This is a genomic window from Kitasatospora sp. NPDC057738 (assembly GCF_042798815.1).
GTDB lineage: Bacteria > Actinomycetota > Actinomycetes > Streptomycetales > Streptomycetaceae > Kitasatospora > Kitasatospora lactacystinica.
Genome location: NZ_JBHVJT010000030.1, coordinates 61024 through 80183, shown reverse-complemented (window position 1 = coordinate 80183; position 19160 = coordinate 61024). Strand labels below are relative to the sequence as shown.

Below are 19160 nucleotides of genomic sequence, written 5' to 3'. Positions count from 1 at the left end.
CTGCGGCCGGGCACGCGTGGGCCCGGCCCCAGTGCACAGCCGGGGGGGGGGACATCGGGGAGGGGCCGGGGGCGCGGTTCCCGCTGTCAAAATTCCATCCCCCCCCCTCCCTCCGCCCCCCCCCCCCCCGGCCCGTCAGCTCCCGTTCAGCGGGCGGACGGTGAGGATCTGCTCGGCCCGGCCCAGCGGGCCGTGGACGTCGTGCAGCACGGTGCTGGTGACGCCGTGCCCGGCCGGGCCGAAGCTGACGCTGGTGTCCAGGCCGGTCCAGGGGCCCTCGGGGCGGCGGTGGAAGTGGATCGTCAGGTCGGCGTTGGGGAACATCCACTCGGTGGGGTTCTGCCGCACCGCGATGCCGTTGGCGGTGTCCACCAGCTTGACGAAGGAGGCGTGCGGGCCGCTGGGCTCCCCCGCGACCAGCTCGACCGGGGTGGAGATCCAGGCGGCGGCCCGGCCCGGGGCGGTCTCCCGGCGGCGGACGTCGATCGAGGCGATGTAGCCGCCGCCCCACACCCCGGCCATCGTCCAGGGCTCGAACTCCTCGGGCCCGGGCAGCGGCCGGTCGTGGGTGCCGGCGACGGCGGTGGTGTCCAGCTCGGCGAGGAACCAGGCGCGGGCCCGGACCACGGCCCGCCCGCCGGTCACCACGGTGGCCTCGACCAGCTCGATGGTGCGCCCGGGGCGGACGGTCTCCACCGTGATCTCGAACTCGTCGAGGGCGATCAGGCCGAGTATGTCGTAGCTGATCCGGGCCAGCGCCAGGCCGTCGGCGGGGCGGTCGGCCCGCTGGTGGCCGGCCCGGTGGCCGTCGATGGCGTGCACGATCAGGCCGCCGAGCGGGCTGAAGTGCTGCTCGTCGGGGTGCCAGGCACCCTGCGCCTGCGCGGTGGGCTTGTAGCTGTTCTCGCCGGTGCGCTGGTAGTAGCTGTCGGGCGCGGCGGTGGGGGTGGTCACGTGCGCTTCTCCTCGGGCCGGATCGCTGGCTGCCGGGCGGGCGCCGCCGCGGTACGACGGCGCCCGACCTCGGCGTTCAGGATCGTAAGGGGCCGAACCGCCGGTGGGGCGTCACGGGTGACGCATCCCACACCCCCGGAGGACCCGGAGGGTCAGTGCGCGGCGAGCGGGTAGTGGTCGGAGAGGTCGGTGTAGGTGTAGCTCTTGCCCCAACTGCTCACCGTCCAGGGCGCGCTGTGCACCCGGACCACCTGGTTGGTGTACTCCTGCGGACGGGCGTGGTCGGCCCGGTAGAGGACGTAGTCGAGGTCCTCCTTGGGCTCGCCCGGGTAGCGGTAGGCGGCGACGGAGTTGTCGGCGGTGTCGAAGGAGTACGGCCAGCCGGTGCGGGCGGAGGCCGGGGCGAGGTTGCCGTTGGTCAGCAGCGCCTGGTACTCGGAGCCGTGCGAGTCGATGTTGAGGTCGCCCGCGACCAGGATCGGCTCGTCGGCCGGGATCCGCTTGGCGTCCAGGAAGGAGCGCATCGCGGTGAGCTGCTTGGCCCGGATGTCCGCCGCCTGGCCGCTCGCGCAGCCCGAGTCGGTGGACTGGAGGTGGGTGCCGACCACGTGGGTACGGCGGCCGTTGACGTCCAGCACCGCGTAGACGAAGCCCTTGTTGGAGAACCAGTCCGAGCCGCAGGCGTCCTTGTAGACGTACTGCTCCTTGCGCAGGATCGGCCACTTGCTGAGCAGGGTGACGCCGCCGTCCTCGGGGGTGGTGGAGCTGTAGCTGCCGGAGGTGGCGTCCCAGCCGCTGGTGGAGCGGCCGACCACCGGCGTGTGGTACGGGTAGGCGGCCGAGGCCTTGGCGGTCAGCGCGTCGGAGGCCGAGTTGTCGAAGGCCTCCTCCAGCACGACCACGTCGTGGCCCTGGAAGAAGTCCGCCGAGGCGATGGCCTGCGCCCGGTACTGCTGGCCCCAGTTGGGGTAGAGCGAGGTGCTCATCAGGAACGTGTTGTAGGTCAGCACGTCGAGCGGCGGTGCGGTCGTGGGGGCGGTCTCGGCCGAGGCCGGGACGGCGCCGAGCACGGCGAGGACGGTGGCGGCGGCGCCGGCGGCGAGGGCGCGGCGGACGGACGACAGGGGCATCGGGCCTCCGTGGGGGGCGTTGTCGTGGACCCGTCGGGTCGAGGGATGTTGTTCATCCAACTTGGCTGTCGGCACGGACCGCAAGACATCGGGCGAGCATTCGGTGAACTCGTCGGTAACACCGTCGGCGAGGGGCCGACGGGCGGTCACGGCCCGCCCCCACGCACCGCCCCTCCGTACCGCCCCTCCGTACCGCCCCTCCGTACCGCGCGTCAGGAACCGCGGTCAGACTGTCCCCAGCGCGACGAAAGAACGAACGGGGGAAGACATGGCCGGCAGGAAGAAGCGGAAGAGGCCGCTCGCCGAGGGGGTGGTCCCGCCCCCGAAGCGGGTCCACAGGCGCCCGGAGCCGCAGCTGTCGGCACGAACGGTCCGCCGGACGGCGTGGCTGGTCGGGGCACTCACGCCGGTGCTGATGGTCGGCCTGGCGGCACTGGGCAGCAACCCGGACTACCAGCTGCCCTGCGGCGTCCTGGCGTTCCTGGTGCTCTCGGCGGGAGTCGTCGCGCTCGGCTTCGTCCGGCCCCGCGGCTGGATCATCTGGCCGGCCGTCCTGCTCGGCGTGCTGCTGCTGGTGCTGCCGACGACGAGCATCCGCGCCCAGATCATGGCGCAGCGCGGCGTGGAGACCGCGGTGGTGGTCACCGCGGCCCACAGCGCCAAGGACAAGAACGGCAGGGTGAGCTGGACCTGCGCCATCCGCCGCGCCGACGGGCGGCCGCTCCCGCACGCCGAGGTCGGCGGCTACGGCTGCACGGGCACGCGCGACATCGGCGACACCGAGAACGTGCTGGTCGACCCGGCGGGCTGGGCGCCGCCGGTCCCGCTCGACGAGGACCTCGAATTCCGCCGCGGCGGCGTCCACGTCACCGCGGTGCTGGCCGTCCTGTGGGGCCTGCTCACCCTGGTCGCGGCGCGCCGCACCCTGCGGGAGCCGGGCGCCGCGGCCGGTCAGCGGGGCGGCAGGTAGCGCACCAGGACGTCGGAGCCGGTGCCGTTCAGGGCGCCGAACAGCAGGGTGGTGCCGAACGCGTCCACGGCGGGCGCGAAGGACGGGCCGACGGCCTCGGCGACCCGCTCGACCCGGCCGGTCCGCAGGTCCCGCCGGAAGAGGTCCGGGGCGCCGTTGGTGTCGCCGGGCACCAGGCCGGCGTCGTCCGAGACGAAGTGGACCCAGCGGTTGTCCGCCGTCATGACGGCCGACTGGGCGCCGGCGGGGGCCACCTCCGTCACCGTGCCCGTGTGCAGGTCCCGGGCGTAGAGCGGGACGCGGGTGCCGCCCTGGTCCGGCTGGAACACCCGGAACAGCGCGAACCGGCCGTCGGGGCTCAGCCGGCTCTGCCGCACGGCGTCGCGCAGGGTGCCGCTCGGGTCGATGCTCGCGCCCTCGATCCGGCCGGTGCGGGTGTCGTAGACGTAGAGCGGGAACAGCTGACGGGTGGGCGGCGGCTTCAGGGCGGCCGGGGCGGCCGGGGCGGCCGGCAACAGGTTGGCCGCCTTCGACCGGAAGGCGACGGTCCGGCCGTCGGCGCTGAGCGAGGGCTCCACCGAGCCGCCGTCTGCGGGGGCGCCGCCCTGCCCGGCGGTGACCAGGCGGGTGGTACCGGTCCAGCGGTCCGTCAGGTAGACGTTGGCGGTGCCCGCCCGTGCCCCGGGGGCGAGGTCGGCGCGGTCCGAGGAGTAGGCGACGTACCGGCCGTCGGCGCTGATCGCGGGGCTGACGGAGTTCCCGGCGCCGGTGCCGACGGTGACCGGCTCGGTCCGGCCGGTGAGGCGGTCGCGGACGTAGACGTCGGTGCGCCCGCCGCCGTTCCCGGGAACGGCGTTGACGGCGTCACTGCTGAAGGCGACGTACCGGCCGTCGCCGCTGATCGCCGCCTGGACGGTGGAACCGTCCAGCTGGGCGCCGCCGTCGGCGAGGCTGACCCGCTCGGTGTGCCGCGTCCACAGGTCGCGGACGAAGACGTCGTAGAGGCGGTTGGTGTCGCCGGGCACCAGGTTGGAGGCCAGCGAGGCGAACAGCGCGTAGCGGCCGTCGGCGCTCAGCCCGAGCGGCTCGGACCAGTCGTCGGCGGGCGTGCCGTCCGGGCTCACGTTCACCCGCACCGTGCCGCCGTCCCTCGCCGCGAACGCGGGCGCGGACGCCGGTGCGGAGGCCGGTTCGGACGCGGGCGTGGTCCGGGCGTGCGCCGCCGGTGTCCCGGCGCCCACCAGCAGCGCGGCCGCCAGGGCGCAGACCACCCGTGCCGTCGTCGTCCTCATGGGCTCCCCTCCCCTTGCGCTCCCCTTCGTTCCGGCCGAGCCAACCGTCCTGCGTGGCCACGGTCAACCCCGCCACCCCGCGATGGACACGATTCCGCCAACTCCCGCACACGACAGGAGCGCACCTGCCGCACGAGCCGATCCACCGGCTCCCGGGACGCATCACCACCCTGGCAAGGGAGGCGAGAGCAGATACCCCGAACCGGCTACATCCTCGCTAAACGCGGACCAATACGGGCATCCCACCCACGGTTGCTTCGCACCGAGGCAGCGCCCGGCCGTCGAGCGCACGGCCGTCAACCGGACGTGACCGGCGGCAGTCGAGCGAAAGGCGGACGCGATGAGCATGATCCAGACCGGCAAGCTGCAGTTGAACTCCACCAGCGCCACGGAGCTGACCGGTGGAGCCACCTCGACCTTCACCCAGGTCACCTTCCCCACGCCCTTCCCCAACGACGCGAACGTGATCGTCGTGCCGTTCGTCCAGACCTTCAACGGCCCCGACACCCCCGGCCTGCGGATCGCCGACGTCACCACCACCGGCTTCAAGATCCGCATCAACGAGCTCGTGGGCAGCGGCCGCGCGCTGTCCGACGGGCCGCACACCACCGAGACCATCGGCTGGATCGCCGGCACCGTCTGAGCCCCGGGCTCCTCGCGGCCCCGCACCGGCCCGGGGGCGCGAGGGGGCCCTTCCCCACACCAGCAGGCCACCGCACCGGCAACGCCCCTGCGCATCGGGCGGGTTCCCCCGCCCCGGCTCGCCGGGTCGGCAAAACCCGTTGGACACGGACGACCACCGGTGCGAAGGTCCGGGAATGACCGTTGACGAAGCCTTTGCCCGGCCCGACGGCCCGCTCCTGGCCGTGTCACCGCCCCTCCCCCTGCCGATGCCCCTGTCCCTCCCCATGCCCCTGCCCGGCGGCCTGCTCCTGCGCGAGTCCCGTCCGGAGGACCTGGAGCAGCTCGGCGCGCTGCTCGCCGAGCGCGGCGACCCGGCGGACGCACTCGACCACCGCCTGGTGGTCGAGGACCCGGACGCCGGCTGGTCGGCCAGCGCGGTGGTGGTCGACGGCGACCGGGTCGTCTCCACGGCCACCCTGCTGGACGAGGAACTGCGCCTCGGCGACGTCCGGCTGCCCGCCGGGCAGGTCGAACTGGTCGCCACCGACGAGGAGTACGAAGGCCGCGGCCTGGTCCGGGCCCTGATGCGGTGGGCGCACGCACGCTCCGCCGCCCGCGGGCATGTGGTCCAGGTGATGATCGGAATCCCGTACTTCTACCGGCTGTTCGGCTACGAGTACGCCATCGACATCCCGGTCTCGCGGCCGCTGCGCTCCACCCCGCCCACCGAGGGCGGCGCGCCCGCGCTGCGCACCGCCCGGGCCGCCGACCTGCCCGCCCTGGCCGCGCTCCAGGAGCAGGCGCAGCGCGGCTTCGACCTCGCGATGGGCCACGCCCCCGCCCGCTGGCGCTGGCTGCTGGCACACGACGCGAGCACGCTGCGGGTGGTCGAACGCGCCGGCGAGGTGGTGGCGGTGGGCCGCACCACCCCCGTGGAGGGCGGCGAGTTCCACCTCGCCGAGGCGGCCGCCGCCGACGAACGGGCGGCGCGCGAACTGCTGGCCGGCGTGGCGGCGGTGGCGCCCGAGGCGCGGCTCCACGTGGTGCACCGGCCGGGCACCCTGCCGGCCACCGTCTGGCACGAGCTGCTGGACCGCACGCCGCGCCCCGAGGCGGAGCAGTACTACGTCCGCATCCCCGATCCGGCCGTGCTGCTCGACCGGCTGCGGCCCCTGTTCCACCAGCGCCTCACCGCCGCCGGCCCGGACCGCGCCGACGGCGAACTGCTGCTCTCCACCTACCGCGCCCACTACCGCGTCCCGATCGGCGCGCAGGGGCCGGGCGAGGTGGTCACGGGCGGCACGATGCAGCATCTCGGCGCGTCCGGCGGCGTGGGCGTGGCGCCGGACGCGCTGGCGGCGCTGCTCTTCGGGCCCTACGGGATCGAGGGGTTGAGCCGCATCCGGCCGGACGTGTACGGGCGCGGGGACGAGGAGCTGCACCGGGCGCTGTTCCCGCCGCTGACGGCCGACCTGCTGACGTACTACCTGCCCTGACGTCCGACCCGCTGCGCCCCTCACGGGAACCCCGGCCGCTTCCCCTTTCGAGGCCCGGCGGCCGGGGCATAGGGTGCGCGGCGTGAACGAAGTGATCTTCCGGGCGAAGGACCTGATCCGCCCCGCCGGCATCGCCGCCCTGGTCCTCGCCCTCGTGCTCGAAACCGCCTTCGGCCTGTTCGCACTCACCGACCTCGGCACGGTGCTGCTGGTCGCGATGACCCTGGCGCTCGCCCTCCCGTTCCTCCTCGTGGCCCTGCGCGCATGGACCGGGGTCGGCGCCGAAGGGATCACCGTCAACCGGGGCTTCGGGCCCGGCCGTACCTACTCCTGGCAGCAGATCAGCTGGGTCGAGGTGCGGCGCTACCCGGCCGGGGACTCGTACTCGTACGCGCTGCGGATCCACCTCACGAACGGGCGCAGCCGCCTGCTGCCCGGCCTCGGCACCGACAAGTACCACTCGACGACGGAGTTCCTGGCGAACACCCGGCAGGTCATGGACCGGTGGGAACGGAACACCGCCCCGGACCGTCGCGTCGAGCCGCGACCGCGGCCGCGGCTCTGGGACGTGCTGTCGGTCCCGGTGATCGGATTGGCCCTCGGCGCCGCTTTCGTCGCCGTCGTCCTGACGCAACTGCGGTAGCCCGACGGCCGTCGGAACACGAGGATCACGAGGATCACGAGGATCACGAGGATCACGAGGTCGGCTCCGGCTCCTGGGTGGGAGCCGGAGCCGACGCGCATGCCCCGCGACCGACACGCCGTCGGCGCGGGCAGGCGCGGGTAGGCGCGCTGGTCAGTCCGGCACGGGCAGGCACTCGGCGAGCAGGCCGACGACGTCGCGCCAGGCCCGCCGGGCGTGCTGCGGATGGTGCGCGACGCCGGGGAGCACGGTGTGACCGACCGTCGGGTGGTGGAAGGCGTGCTGGGCGCCGCCGTAGACCACGAGACGCCAGTCGACGCCCGCCGCCTGCATCTCGGCGGTGAAGGCCTCCCTCCGCTCGGCGGGCATGATCGGGTCCTCCGAGCCGACCCCGGCCCACACCGGGCACCGGATCCGGGCCGCCTCGCCCGGGCGGCCGGTGGTGAATCCGTTGACCGTCCCGATCGCCCGCAGGTCGGCACCGGCGCGCCCGAGTTCCACCGCGATGGCACCCCCGGTGCCGTAGCCGATGGCGGCGATCCGGTCCGGGTCGGTCCGCGGTTCGGCGCGCAGCACGTCGAGGGCCGCGTGGCCGATGTCCCGCATCCGGTCGGGGTCGGCGAGCAGCGGCATCACCCGCGCCAGCATCTCCTGCGGGTCGCTGATCCAGCGCCCGCCGTGGAGGTCGAAGGCCAGGGCCACGTAGCCCAGTTCGGCGAGGGCGTCGGCCCGGCGGCGCTGGAAGTCGTTCAGGCCCGGTCCCTCGGGCCCGATCAGCACCCCGGGCCGGCGCCCGGCACCGGCCGGGAGCGCGAGGTGCCCGATCATCGTCATTCCGTCGGCCGGGTACTCGACCGTGCGTGTGGTGACCGTTGTCATGGGACCGGACAGTACTGGGGTCCGCGCCCCGGCCGGGCCGGACTTCGCCCTCGGCAGAGCGAGCGGCCCGCCGGCGGCCGCCGCTGCGCTTCGCGTCGGGGTCGTCGAGGGCCAGGACCGACGAGCGGCGGTCCGCGCCGGGGCCGCGGCCTCCTCGGGGGTGTCGGGGGGGCAGGCCGCGCTCGTCGTGACCACCAGCACGACGAATACGGCGTCGACACCCCGCTGTGGCCGGGCCCGTCCGGCAGTCCCGACCTCGACAGCCCGTACGACTACCCCTGCGACCTTGACCGGCTGCCGATCACCCCGGCCACCCGGGCCGAACTGGCGCGGCTCGCCGACCGGTACCAGTCGTCGCTCGACGAGGCGTACCCGCCGGATCCGTCTCCGTGGTCCGAGGAGGAGAAGGAGCTGTTCCGGCAGCAGGCGGCCGCTGCGCTGGAGGCCTTGCGCCGTGATCTGGGCGGCGGTTGGACGGTCGAGGACCTGTCGGGCCCGGTGCGCTGACCCCCGGTCCGCCCCGGAGTGGTGCGGACCGGGGGCCGGGAGCGGGGACCCTCGGGGCATGGTCGGGACGGCTCGTCAGGCCTGGTTTACGACTTTTGGTCATGGTTTTGGCCGAACTGGTTAAAGACCCGGCCAAAAATGCGGATGACCCCTTGCCGATAATGTGATCACATGTGCAGGCGCTGTGACGTTGTGCGTCGCAGGGGAGGGAACGGTCCGCTTTGCCGAGCGGGCCCGATCAACAGGAGTCGTACCATCAACACCGCCATCCGCAAGGCCGCCCGTGGGGCGATGCCCGTCGCCGTCACCGCCTCCGTGCTCGCCACCGGCCTCACCGCCTGCGGCACCGTCGAGCAGCTGTCCGCCGCGCAGAAGGTCTCGAAGGCCTTCGACAAGGTCCGTGACGGCAAGTCGGCCGGGTTCACCCTCTCCATCGACGCCACCCCCGAGCAGGTCGCCGCGTTCGCCAACTCCGGCGAGCACAAGGGCAACGGGCTCATCGGCTCCGCCCGGGGCCGCAAGGAGGACATGGACGAGAAGACCGCCAAGGCGATCTCCGGCCTCTCCGTCACGGTCGCGGTCTCCGCCGACAAGCCGCTCAAGGACATCGAGGCCTTCAAGAACGCCGGCCAGGCGGGCAAGAACGCCGACCTGACGCTCGACAAGTCGGTGCGCGTCTCCTACCTGCTCGCCGACCGCAGCGGCACCGCGCTGCTGGAGTACCGCCAGGTCGACGCCACGGGGTACCTGCACGCCGACGCCAAGGGCCTGATGAAGCTGGTCGGCGAGGACCCGTCCACGGTGGACGAGCTCCGCAAGGACCTGCCGGAGGAGATGAAGCCGGTCGGGGACGTGCTGGCCGGCAAGTGGGTGTCCTTCGACCTCCAGGCGCTCGCCGACCAGGCGAAGGAGGCCGACGCCAAGAAGGCCGCGCCGAGCGCCGCCCCCAGCGTCGACCCGGAGCTCGGCAACCAGCTCCTCAACTCGATCAAGGACGTGCTCGGCCGCACCGTCACGTACGAGGACAAGGGCAAGAAGGACGGCACCGAGCACCTCTGGGTGAGCGCCCCGGCCCGCCAGCTGGTGGACGAGATGTACAAGGCCGTCAAGCCGCTGTCCGCCAAGTTCCCCAAGCAGCTGGGCGACTTCCCGGACAAGGCCCCGAGCGACGTGCCGGACCGGAAGATCGGCGTCGACCTCTACCTGAAGAACGGCGCCTTCTCCTCCGCCACCTTCGACCTCGCCCAGCTGGCCGACAAGGTCGAGCCGGGCGTCAACTTCCCGGTGAAGCTCGCCTTCAGCCAGGCGGCCCCGAACGTCCAGGCCCCGGCCGACGCGGTCAAGGTGACCAACGAGCAGCTGATGGACGCGGTGCTCGGCCTGGCCGCCGGGGGCGACGAGGAGGGCCTCGACCCCGAGGACTTCGGCGACCTCCCGCTCGCCCCGCCGCTGACCGACGCCCAGCTCAAGGAGCTCGCCGGACTCGGCGTCTCGGAGGCCGAGGCGCGCGAACTCAACGACGCGGGCCTGAGCTTCGGGAGCATCAAGCAGCTCGCCCAGGCCACCCCGCCCAAGGCCTGACCTGCACCTCCGACCGGCCGACCGCGCACCAGCGGTCGGCCGGTCCCGCTTTTCCGGCCGGGCACACGCTCCCGGCCCGCGGTCACCGGCCGGGCGGCCGCGTCGGTGCCGTGCCGGTCGGCAGATCGGCCGGCCTGCCCTCCTGGTCCACCGGTGTGCCGTCGGGGTAGCGGGCGCACTCGCTGCCCGCGCTCACCTCGAGGGTGTGGTACACGGGGTCGAAGCGCAGCGAGGCGCTCTCCGCGAGGGAGCCCGGGCCGGTGACCGGTGGCGTCAGCGTCAGACTGGGGACCGGGGCGGACTCGTCGGAGGAGGCGACCGTCCAGCCCTGGGCGGTCAGGCTCTGCCGGGCCCGTCCCACCGCCTCCTCCCACTCGGACCGGGCGACCCCGGCGAGGGTGAACCGCGCGCGCAGGGCGGCTGTGCGGGGCTGGTCGGCGCCGGTGTCGTTCATGCTCTCCAGGAGGTGGGAGAGGCCCCGGGCGGGGCATGCGTCGTAGATCCGGGCCGTGATCCCGTCGTCCGCGCGGTGCTCGGGTGCCGGCGTCACCTCCGGGCGCAGCGCGAGGGCCTCGTAGACGGTCTGCGTCCGGGCGTCCAGGTGCCGCGCGACGGCGGCCGGGTCCGCCACGGGGTACAGCTTGCCCGTCCAGGCCTCCTCTGCCACCCCGTACGCCGTGTACCCGACCGTTCCGAGCACCAGCACTCCGGCGGCCCCGGCCACCGCCGTGACCCGCACGGCGGTGCGGCGGCCCGGCGCGTTCTTCGTTGCGCGATTCCTCATGATCACCATCGTCCACCGCCGGGCCGGGCCACCGCGTGAGTACGGATACTCACCCGGCAGCGTCGGCGTACTCGTGGTCGGACGGGGCGGCGCTTCAGGCGTGGGCGGCGGCGCACTCCGGGTGGCCCCAGGAGCCGCCGACCTTGGTGATCTTGTCGCCCTTGGCGTACGGGCGGCTGCACGGGCAGGTGCCGGGGAAGCGGGCGTTCAGGGTGCGCGAGCCGCCGCTCCGCTTGGCGGCGCCGCTGCCGGTGCCGGTGCCGCCGGTGCTACCGGCGGAGGCGGCGGGCCGGGCGGTGCGCGCCCTGGGGGCCTTCGTGGCGGCGGCCGGGTCGGGGACCGGCAGGTCGGCGGCGGTGCCGGAGGCGTCCTGCTGGGTGCGGGCGGCGTCGCTGGCGGCCTTGTCGGCGATGGCGTTCAGCGGGTCGCCGTCCACCTGGTGGGCCGGCACGTACACGAAGGTGACGTCCCGGCCCTCCAGCAGGGCGTCGATCGCCTGGATCAGCTCCTGGTTGGCGACCGGCTTGCCGGCCGCCGTCTTCCAGCCGTTGCGCTTCCAGCCCTTCAGCCACTTGGTCACCGAGTCACGGGTGTAGGTGCTGTCCAGCCGAACCTCCAGCGGCGCCGCCGGGTCCGTCGCGGCCAGCAGCTGCCGCAGCGCCGTCAGCTCGCCCACGTTGTTGGTGCTGTGCCCGAGCGCGCCGGCCTCCCAGCGCCGGGGCGCCCCGGTGGCGTCCGCGACCACGTACGCCCAGCCCGCCGGACCGGGGTTGCCCTTGGCTGCTCCGTCACACGCTGCAATGACTCGTTCGACCATGCCCCGATCATGCCTGGTCGGACGGCCCGGAGCCAAAGTCGCTCAGGTGCGCAGCAGGATCAGCAGCAGCGCCGCCGACCAGCTGAAGTTGGTCGAGCTGCGCCCCTCCCCCGTCAGCGGGTCGTAGTTCTCCCGCACCGGGCCGTCCCCGGCCAGTCCGGCGGCGGTGGCCAGCAGCCGCTCGACGGTGCGCCGGGCGTCCTGCTCCCAGCCGTAGCGGCGCAGGCCCTCGATCGCGAAGTAGGTCTGGTCGAGCCAGGCCAGGCCGCGCCAGTAGCCGGCCGGGTCGAAGGACGGCGAGCTGCGGGCCACGGTGGGGAACGGCATGGCGGTGCCGAACTCCGCCGGGTCGAGCAGCAGCCGGCGGACGGTACGGGCCTGGGCGGCGGTGGCGGTGCCGGACCAGAGCGGGATCGCGCCCTCGATGCCGCGGCCCCGGGCGGTGAGCCGGGCGCCGGTGGCCAGGTCGGTGTCGTGGAACCAGCCGCCGGCCGGGTCGTACATGGTGTCGCGCACGGCGGCGTCGATCCGGTCTGCACGGGTGCGCAGCCGCTGGGCGGCGGGCCGGTCGCCGAGTTCCGCGGCGATCAGCGCCAGGTGGCGGTGGTCGGCGGCCAGGTAGGCGTTGAGGTCGACCGAGCGCTGGTCGAACGACCAGCCGAGCAGCGTCCCGTTCGCGTCCCGGTTCGGGAGGACGCCGGCGGCGTCGAAGCGCGGGGCGTTGTCCATGCCGGACTCCCAGGCCGCCGCCTCCCGGCAGTCATCGGGGCTCGCGTTGGCCGGGTCCACGGTGGCGCCGTACTCGCACAGGCCCTCGCCGAGGTGGTCCCGGGTGCGGTACCACCAGTCCTGGTAGGCGGTCAGCCGGGGCAGCAGCTCCCGCAGGAAGGCGCGGTCGCCGCTGCGCTTGTAGACCTCCCAGACCGCCCAGGCGGCCAGCGGGGGCTTGGAGTTGCGCTCGTTCCAGTTGCCGCCGCCGGTGGCCGGGTCGTTGTAGAAGACGCAGTCGGGGACCATCCCGGCGTCCTGCGGGCGCTCGGCGGAGCCCGCCGGCACCTGGTGGTCGAAGACCGCCCGGATCTGGTCGGCGGCGAGGCCGGGGGCGAAGGCGGCGGTGCCGACGGCCTGCTTCCAGGTGTCCCAGGCCCAGACCCCGCTGAACCACTTGTAGGAGAGCGTGGGGGTGACGGCGTCGTGCCGGATCCTTCCGGCCGGGCTGCGCCAGTTGGTGACCAGGGTCTGCACGCATTTGACGGCGGTGCGCCGGCGGGCGGCGGGGACGCCCTCGGTGGCCCGGGTGACGTACCCGTGCCAGCGGGCGGTGCACTCCGCCGCGACCCGCTCCGGGGCGCGCAGCGCGGTGTCCGCCTCCTTCGCGGCCCGGGCGTACTCGGCCTCGGTGAAGGTGTAGCTCTCGGTCCAGTCCAGGTGGCGGCTCTCCCCCGGCGCCAGCCGCACCGGCTCGGCGAGTTCGGTGCGGTGCTCGTCGCCGTCGGCGCTCAGCACGACGCGGACGGGCCGGGCGTGGCGGACGGCGAAGCACTCGGTGCCGTCGGTGAGGTAGTCCCAGGTCTGCCGGACCTTGGCGAAGCGCACCTCCACGCCGCGTTCGGCGGCGACGAGTCGCGGCGCCTCGTGCTGGGGGCCGGTGGCGGGGCGCAGCAGCCGGCCGGTCCAGGCGGCGGCCAGGGTCCGTACGGCCGGGCCGGTGTTGGTGAGGCGGGCCCGGAGCAGGGCGGTGCGGTTGCCGGCGAAGCGCAGTTCGAGGGTGAGGGCGAGGCCGCCGCCGAGGTCGTGGGCCAGCCGCAGCAGGCCGGGCAGCGAGGTGCCGCGCGCGGGGGCGCCGGCGCCGAGGTCCAGGGGGCGGCCCTGTTCGGTGAGTTGGAGGCGGGTCAGGCCGTCGCTGAGCCACCACGGGTATTCCTGGGCGAGGTACAGCGGGCCGGTGAAGCCGCCGGGCCGGTCGGCCGGTCGGGGCAGGGCGTAGGCGTGCCAGGCGCCGAGGTCGGCGAAGACGGTGATCGGGTTGTTGCCGCGGGCGTCGCCGGGGTAGGCCTGGGCGGGGGTGCCGTGCAGGTCGAGGACGTCGGCGTAGCGTTCGGCGTCGAATCCTCCCTGTTCTTCCGGTCCTTCCTGGCCGTGGGCGGTGGCCGGGGCGGTCAGGGTGCCGGCGGCGGCGACCGCCGAGGCGGCGAGGAAATGGCGGCGGGTCAGCGGGTTCACGGGCGCTCCTCGGCGGCGGGGAGTCGGAGGACGGCGGCGCCGAGCGGCGCGAGGGTGACGGCCTCGCCGGTGGCGGTGCCGGTGAGCAGGTCGGTGCCGGGCGCGTCGAGGGGCACCAGGCGCTCGACGGGGCCGTGGTTGAGCAGGAAGAGGTAGTCGGTGCCGTCGGCGGCGTGCCGGCGGGTGGCCTCGACGCCCTCCGGCAGGCCGGGCAGTTCGGCGCCCACCCCGGCGTCGGCGAGCGCCCGGTCGAGCACCGGGCCGGTGTCGGCGCCGAGGTGGCAGCTCAGGTACCAGGCGCTGCCGGTGCCCAGGCGGTTGCGGGTGACGGCCGGGAGGCCCGCCAGCTCGCCGGAGCCGTAGTGGGCGACGGCCTCGGCGGTCCCGGTCTCGATCCATTCGCTCCAGCGTTCGGCCCGCAGCCGGGTGCCGTCCGGGGCGAGGACGACGGCGGTGGTCGCGCCGTCCGGGATCGGCCAGTGCTCGTCGACGACGATCCCGAGCAGCTCGCGCAGCGGCCCGGGGTGGCCGCCGGGGTGGATGTGGTCGTGCCGGTCGGCGATGCCGCTGAACGGGCCGCAGACCAGCCGGCCGCCGTCCCGTACGTAGGTCGTGAGCCGGTCGGCGGTGGCGGTGTCGAGCAGGTACAGGTTGGGGGCGAGCACCAGCGGGTAGCCGTCGAGTCCGGCGGTGGGCGGGACGAAGTCGACGGTGACGCCGCGCTCGTACAGCGCCGCGTACCAGGGGCGGAGCAGCTCGGGCCAGCGCATCCGGGCGGAGGGGTGGTCGTCCAGTTCCAGCGCCCACCAGCTGTCCCAGTCGAGCAGGACGGCGGCCCGCCCGCGCAGCCGGCTGCCGGCGAGTTCGCCGAGGCGGCGCAGTTCGGCGCCGAGGCGCAGGGTCTCCTGCCAGCCGCGCGAGGCGGTGCCCCGGTGCGGGAGCATCGCGCTGTGGAACTTCTCGGCGCCGGCCACCGAGGCGCGCCACTGGAAGTGCAGCACGCCGTCGGCGCCGCGGGCCAGTGCCTGCAGCGACCAGAGGCGGTGGAGGTCGGGGGGTTTGGGCACGTTGACCGGCCGCCAGCTGACCGCGGAGGGGGCCTGTTCCATCAGCAGCCAGGGGCGGCCGCCCTTGAGCGAGCGCATCAGGTCGTAGTTCATCGCGGCGTTGACGTGGGCGCGCGGGTCGGCGGGGTCGGGGTAGGCGTCGTCGGAGACGAAGTCCTCGTGCCGGCTCCACTCCCAGTAGTCCAGGGCCTTGAGCATCGACATGAAGTTGGTGGTGACCGGGACGCCGGGCGAGACCTCGTCCAGGACGGCCTTCTCGGCACGGTGCAGGGCGAGCAGCGCGTCCGAGCAGAACCGGCGCCAGTCCAGCAGCTGGGTGGGGTTGACCGGGCCCGGCGCGGTGCGCGGCGGCTCGATCTGCTCGAAGGAGCCGTAGTGCTGCGACCAGAAGGCGGTGCCCCAGGAGCGGTTCAACTCCTCGATGCCGCCGTGCCGTTCGCGCAGCCAGCGGCGGAAGTCGGCGGCCGAGGCGGGGCAGAAGCACTCCTCGACGTGGTCGCCGTACTCGTTGTGGACGTGCCACAGGGCGAGGGCGGGGTGGTGGCGGTAGCGCTCGGCGAGGGCCCGGGTGAGCCGGGCGGCGGCGTCCCGGTAGGCGGGCGAGGAGGGGCAGTAGTGCTGGCGCGAGCCGAACTCCAGCCGTACGCCGTCGGCGGTGACCGGCAGCAGTTCGGGGTGGGCGCGGACCAGCCAGGCGGGCGGGGAGGCGGTGGCGGTGGCCAGGTCGACGGCGATGCCGTGCCGGTGTACGAGGTCGAGCAGGCGGTCCAGCCAGCCGAAGTCCCAGCTGTGGGCGTCCGGTTGGAGCCGGGCCCAGGAGAACACGCCGACGGTGACCAGGTTGACCCCGGCCTCGGCCATCAGTTTCACGTCCTCGGCCCACACCTGTTCGGGCCACTGCTCGGGGTTCCAGTCCCCGCCGTAGAGCAGTCCTGGCACCCGGGTGAGGCGGTCCTTGGTCACGGTCGTGGTCATCCCTTCAGTGCTCCGCCCAGCAGACCCGCCACGAACTGCCGCTGGAAGACCAGGAAGAGCACCATCAGCGGGAGGGTGGCGAGGAAGGAGCCGAGCATCAGGCCGGAGTAGTCGACGTGGGTCAGCCCGGTCAGCGTGTTGAGCGCGACCGGCACGGTGTACTTGTCCTCGGTGTTGAGCATCAGCAGCGGCCAGATGAAGCTGTTCCACTGGCCCATGAAGGTGAAGATCACCAGCGCGCCCAGCTGCGGCCGCACGCACGGCAGGACGACCTGATAGAAGGTGCGCAGCTCGCCGGAGCCGTCGATCCGGGCCGACTCCAGCAGTTCGTCGGGGAAGTCCAGGAAGCCCTGGCGCATCAGCAGGATGCCGAAGGAGTTGGCCAGGAAGGGCACGATCACGGCCTGGTAGCTGTCGATCCAGCCGAGGCTGGCCATCATCTGGAACAGCGGGACGAGCAGCACCTGCAACGGGATCATCATGGTCGCCAGCACCAGGCCGAGCAGCAGCCCGCGGCCGCGGAAGCGGTACTTGGCCAGCCCGTAGCCGCACATCGCGGACAGCAGCGAGCTGAGCAGGGTGTAGACGGCCGCGATTGCGAGGCTGTTGAGCAGCACCCGGCCGAAGCCGATGGTCTCCTGGAGGTGCGCGAGGTTGCGCAGCAGGTTGCCACCGGGCAGGAACGGCGGTGGGGAGTGGAACAGTTCGGAGCTGCTGTGGGTGCTGGCGATCAGCATCCAGGCGAAGGGCACCAGGCTGAGCACGGCGCCGAGGGCGAGGACGGCGAGGGCGGCGATCCGGCCGAGCCGGGCGGGCAGCGGGGTGCGGCCGGGCCTGAGCGGCGCGGTGGTGGTCATCGGCGGCGCTCCCTTCCGTAGAGCCGGAACTGGAGCAGCGAGACCGCCGCGATGATCAGCACGACCACCCAGGCGATGGCCGCCGCGTAGCCGAAGTCGAGCTGCTGGAAGCCGACCTTGTAGAGGTAGACCACGGGGGTGAGGGTCGCGTCGCCGGGGCCGCCGCGGGTCAGCACGTAGTTCTCGTCGAAGAGTTGCAGGGTGCCGATGGTGGAGGTGATGACGCAGAACAGCACGACCGGGCGCAGCTGCGGCAGGATCACGCCGGTGTAGGTGCGCACGGCGCCGGCGCCGTCGAGGGCGGCGGCCTCGTACTGGTCGCGGCCGATGGCGTGCAGTCCGGCGAGCAGGATCACCGCGTTGTAGCCGGTCCACCGCCAGGTGACCGAGCCGATCAGCGAGATCCTGGCCCAGGTGGGCGAGTTGAGCCAGTCGACCGGGCCGAGTCCGAACGCCTGGAGGAGCTGGTTGGCGAGGCCGCCGTCGGTGCGCAGCAGGACCTGGAAGACCACGGCGTAGGCGACCAGGGTGGTGATCGCGGGCAGGAAGAACACCGCCCGCCAGCCGGCCCGGAAGCGCAGCCAGGACTGGTTGAGCAGGACGGCGAGCACCAGGGCGACGCCGATCATCACGGGTACCTGGACGGCGAGGATCAGTCCGGTGTTGACCAGGGAGTGCAGGAAGGCGGGGTCGTGCAGCATCCGCCGGTACTGGTCCAGGCCGACCCAGACGTCGGCGCCGTCGCGGCGGGCGGTGAAGCTCTGGTAGAGGCTGGCGCCGAGCGGGTAGGCGAAGAAGGCGACGAAGAGCGCGGTCGTGGGCCCGGCGAACAGCCAGGCGGCGGTGCGTGGGGAGCGCCGGCGGCGGGCGGGGGCGGGGGCGGCCTGGGCGGGGGCCGCGGGTTCGCGCAGGGACACCGGAGGACTGGTCATCGGGCCCGCCCCTACGCGACCGTTTGGCGGCCGGTCGCGGTGGCGATCTGGCGGGCGGCGGAGCGCAGCACGGTGCCCGGGTCGGCGCCGTTGTGCAGCACCTGGTTGACGGCGCTGGTGACGATGTCGCCGGCCTTGGAGTCGTCGGCGGTGAGCTCGACGGCGGGGATGTCGCGGGTGAGTCCGGCGAACAGCCGCATGGCGGGCTGGCCGCCGTAGTAGGGGGAGGGCTGCTGGAAGTACGGGTCGTCCAGGGCGGGGAGGTAGGCGGGGAAGAGGCCTTCGTGCTGCATCATCGAGGCCTGGTTGGCCTTGTCGGCGAGCAGGAAGGAGAGGAACGCCCAGGCCGTCTCCGGGTTCCGGCTCTGCGCGGTGACGCACAGGGTGGAGCCGCCGCTGTTGGAGGTGCGGGTGCCGCCGGGGGTGAAGGCGGGCAGTGGGACGACGCCGAACTTGCCGTTGAGGTCGGCCATTTCGGTGGTGAGGGTGCCGTCCCACCAGGCGGCGGTGGGGGTGGTGGCGGCCTTGCCGTCGTGGGTGCCGGAGACGAACCCGTCCCAGCCGTTCTCGAAGTCCACCAGGTCGCGGTCGACGAGCTGTTTCAGCAGGGTGAGGGCGCGTTCGGCGGCGGGGGTGGCGACGGCCACCTTGCCGTCGGTGAACCAGCGCTGGCCCTGTTGCTGGAGCAGCATGGCGAAGAGGCTGTCCTGCTTGGCGTCCAGGATGAGCAGCTTCCTGCCGGTGGCGGCCTTGAGGGCGGTGCCGGCGCTGACGTAGTCGTCCCAGGTGGCGAGGCCCGCCGGGTCGATGCCGGCCTGCTGGAAGAGGTCGCGCCGGTAGAACAGGGCGCACGGCCCGCTGTCCCAGGGCAGCGCGAGGACCCGGCCCTCGATGTCCGTCACGGTGCGCCAGGAGGCCTGCGGATACTGGGACTTGAGGTCGGCGGCGCGGCTGGTGAGGTCGACCAGGGCGTTCGGGAAGTTGCCGATGTAGGTGGGGAGTTTGTGGCCCTCGACGGTGAGGATGTCGGGCAGGCCGCTGCCGGCGCCGAGGCCCACGGTGATCTTGTCGTAGGCGTTGTCGTAGCCGATGTCCACCACCTCGACGGTCGTTCCGGGGTGGGCCTGTTCGAAGACCTTGCCGAGCCGCTGCATGGCCTTGGCGGCGACGTCCCAGGACCAGATGGTGACCTTCCCGGCGAGGGTGGCGCCCGGGCTGCCGGTGAGCTGCTTGGCGCTGGTGCCGCCGGCACCGCCGGTCGCGCAGCCGGTGGCGCCGGCCAACAGCAGGGCGCCGCCGGCGAGTCCGGCGGCGAGGATCCGGCGGCGTGCCGGGCCCGACCTGAATCCGCCCTGGTCGAGGGCGAGTTGGGGATGTTTTTCGTGCCGGGTTTCTGCGGACATCTTGCCTCCCGACTGGTGAATGCCGA

Annotated in this window: 16 protein-coding genes; 5 read left to right on the top strand and 11 right to left on the bottom strand. The window is 73.7% G+C overall.

Annotated features, from left to right (window positions below):
• Positions 1 to 135 precede the first annotated feature (135 nt).
• Both ACFVGO_RS18455 and sph read right to left on the bottom strand, forming a co-directional pair.
• Positions 136 to 954 carry a thioesterase family protein gene (locus ACFVGO_RS18455; protein ID WP_380632861.1) on the bottom strand — a complete coding sequence of 273 codons (819 nt, stop codon included), beginning with the start codon at positions 952 to 954 and terminating at the stop codon, positions 136 to 138.
• Between the two features lie 152 nt (positions 955 to 1106).
• Positions 1107 to 2084: a sphingomyelin phosphodiesterase gene (sph, locus tag ACFVGO_RS18450; RefSeq protein WP_359915271.1), complete on the bottom strand. Its 978-nt coding sequence runs from the start codon at positions 2082 to 2084 to the stop codon at positions 1107 to 1109.
• 268 nt (positions 2085 to 2352) lie between these two features.
• Here sph and ACFVGO_RS18445 point away from each other — a divergent pair, with 268 nt between their 5' ends.
• A complete protein-coding gene (locus ACFVGO_RS18445; RefSeq protein ID WP_380632859.1) occupies positions 2353 to 3054 on the top strand; it encodes a hypothetical protein in 702 nt (233 codons plus the stop codon).
• Here ACFVGO_RS18445 and ACFVGO_RS18440 read toward each other — a convergent pair.
• Positions 3036 to 4346, bottom strand: coding sequence for a hypothetical protein (locus tag ACFVGO_RS18440; RefSeq protein WP_380632858.1), 1311 nt, complete (start codon positions 4344 to 4346; stop codon positions 3036 to 3038). The two genes, ACFVGO_RS18445 and ACFVGO_RS18440, sit on opposite strands and share 19 nt — an antisense overlap.
• Positions 4347 to 4686: 340 nt before the next feature.
• Here ACFVGO_RS18440 and ACFVGO_RS18435 point away from each other — a divergent pair, with 340 nt between their 5' ends.
• The 3 genes from ACFVGO_RS18435 to ACFVGO_RS18425 all read left to right on the top strand — a co-directional run bounded on the left by ACFVGO_RS18435 (position 4687) and on the right by ACFVGO_RS18425 (position 7109).
• A complete protein-coding gene (locus ACFVGO_RS18435; RefSeq protein WP_359915277.1) occupies positions 4687 to 4989 on the top strand; it encodes a hypothetical protein in 303 nt (100 codons plus the stop codon).
• Positions 4990 to 5164: 175 nt separating this feature from the next.
• Complete coding sequence (locus tag ACFVGO_RS18430; RefSeq protein WP_380632855.1) at positions 5165 to 6466, top strand: GNAT family N-acetyltransferase; 1302 nt, start codon at positions 5165 to 5167, stop codon at positions 6464 to 6466.
• An 82-nt stretch (positions 6467 to 6548) separates the two neighbouring features.
• The gene (locus ACFVGO_RS18425; RefSeq protein ID WP_380632852.1) at positions 6549 to 7109 is read left to right on the top strand and encodes a hypothetical protein; all 561 of its coding nucleotides are present in this window, start codon (positions 6549 to 6551) and stop codon (positions 7107 to 7109) included.
• A gap of 153 nt (positions 7110 to 7262) precedes the next feature.
• Here ACFVGO_RS18425 and ACFVGO_RS18420 read toward each other — a convergent pair whose 3' ends face one another.
• Positions 7263 to 7988: a dienelactone hydrolase family protein gene (locus ACFVGO_RS18420; RefSeq protein WP_380359392.1), complete on the bottom strand. Its 726-nt coding sequence runs from the start codon at positions 7986 to 7988 to the stop codon at positions 7263 to 7265.
• A gap of 798 nt (positions 7989 to 8786) precedes the next feature.
• Between ACFVGO_RS18420 and ACFVGO_RS18415 the strand changes: the two genes are divergently transcribed.
• A complete protein-coding gene (locus ACFVGO_RS18415; RefSeq protein ID WP_359912032.1) occupies positions 8787 to 10076 on the top strand; it encodes a hypothetical protein in 1290 nt (429 codons plus the stop codon).
• 82 nt (positions 10077 to 10158) lie between these two features.
• Here ACFVGO_RS18415 and ACFVGO_RS18410 read toward each other — a convergent pair whose 3' ends face one another.
• From ACFVGO_RS18410 to ACFVGO_RS18380, 7 genes are all read right to left on the bottom strand, one after another.
• A complete protein-coding gene (locus ACFVGO_RS18410; protein ID WP_380632849.1) occupies positions 10159 to 10860 on the bottom strand; it encodes a hypothetical protein in 702 nt (233 codons plus the stop codon).
• 94 nt (positions 10861 to 10954) lie between these two features.
• Positions 10955 to 11677 carry a ribonuclease H gene (locus ACFVGO_RS18405; protein ID WP_380632848.1) on the bottom strand — a complete coding sequence of 241 codons (723 nt, stop codon included), beginning with the start codon at positions 11675 to 11677 and terminating at the stop codon, positions 10955 to 10957.
• A 42-nt stretch (positions 11678 to 11719) separates the two neighbouring features.
• Positions 11720 to 13900, bottom strand: a complete 2181-nt coding sequence (locus ACFVGO_RS18400; RefSeq protein ID WP_380632846.1) for a trehalase family glycosidase — start codon at positions 13898 to 13900, stop codon at positions 11720 to 11722.
• Positions 13897 to 15942 carry a beta-galactosidase gene (locus ACFVGO_RS18395; RefSeq protein WP_359912020.1) on the bottom strand — a complete coding sequence of 682 codons (2046 nt, stop codon included), beginning with the start codon at positions 15940 to 15942 and terminating at the stop codon, positions 13897 to 13899. The genes ACFVGO_RS18400 and ACFVGO_RS18395 overlap by 4 nt, the downstream gene beginning before the upstream one ends.
• On the bottom strand, positions 15939 to 16799 hold the full coding sequence (locus ACFVGO_RS18390) for a carbohydrate ABC transporter permease (RefSeq protein WP_380632844.1): 861 nt from the start codon (positions 16797 to 16799) through the stop codon (positions 15939 to 15941). Before ACFVGO_RS18390 ends, ACFVGO_RS18395 begins: the two co-directional genes overlap by 4 nt.
• Positions 16796 to 17731 (bottom strand): carbohydrate ABC transporter permease, encoded by a 936-nt coding sequence (locus ACFVGO_RS18385; RefSeq protein ID WP_380632841.1) that lies wholly within the window; start codon positions 17729 to 17731, stop codon positions 16796 to 16798. Before ACFVGO_RS18385 ends, ACFVGO_RS18390 begins: the two co-directional genes overlap by 4 nt.
• An 11-nt stretch (positions 17732 to 17742) precedes the next feature.
• Positions 17743 to 19134 carry a sugar ABC transporter substrate-binding protein gene (locus tag ACFVGO_RS18380; RefSeq protein WP_359912013.1) on the bottom strand — a complete coding sequence of 464 codons (1392 nt, stop codon included), beginning with the start codon at positions 19132 to 19134 and terminating at the stop codon, positions 17743 to 17745.
• Between the last annotated feature and the right edge of the window lie 26 nt (positions 19135 to 19160).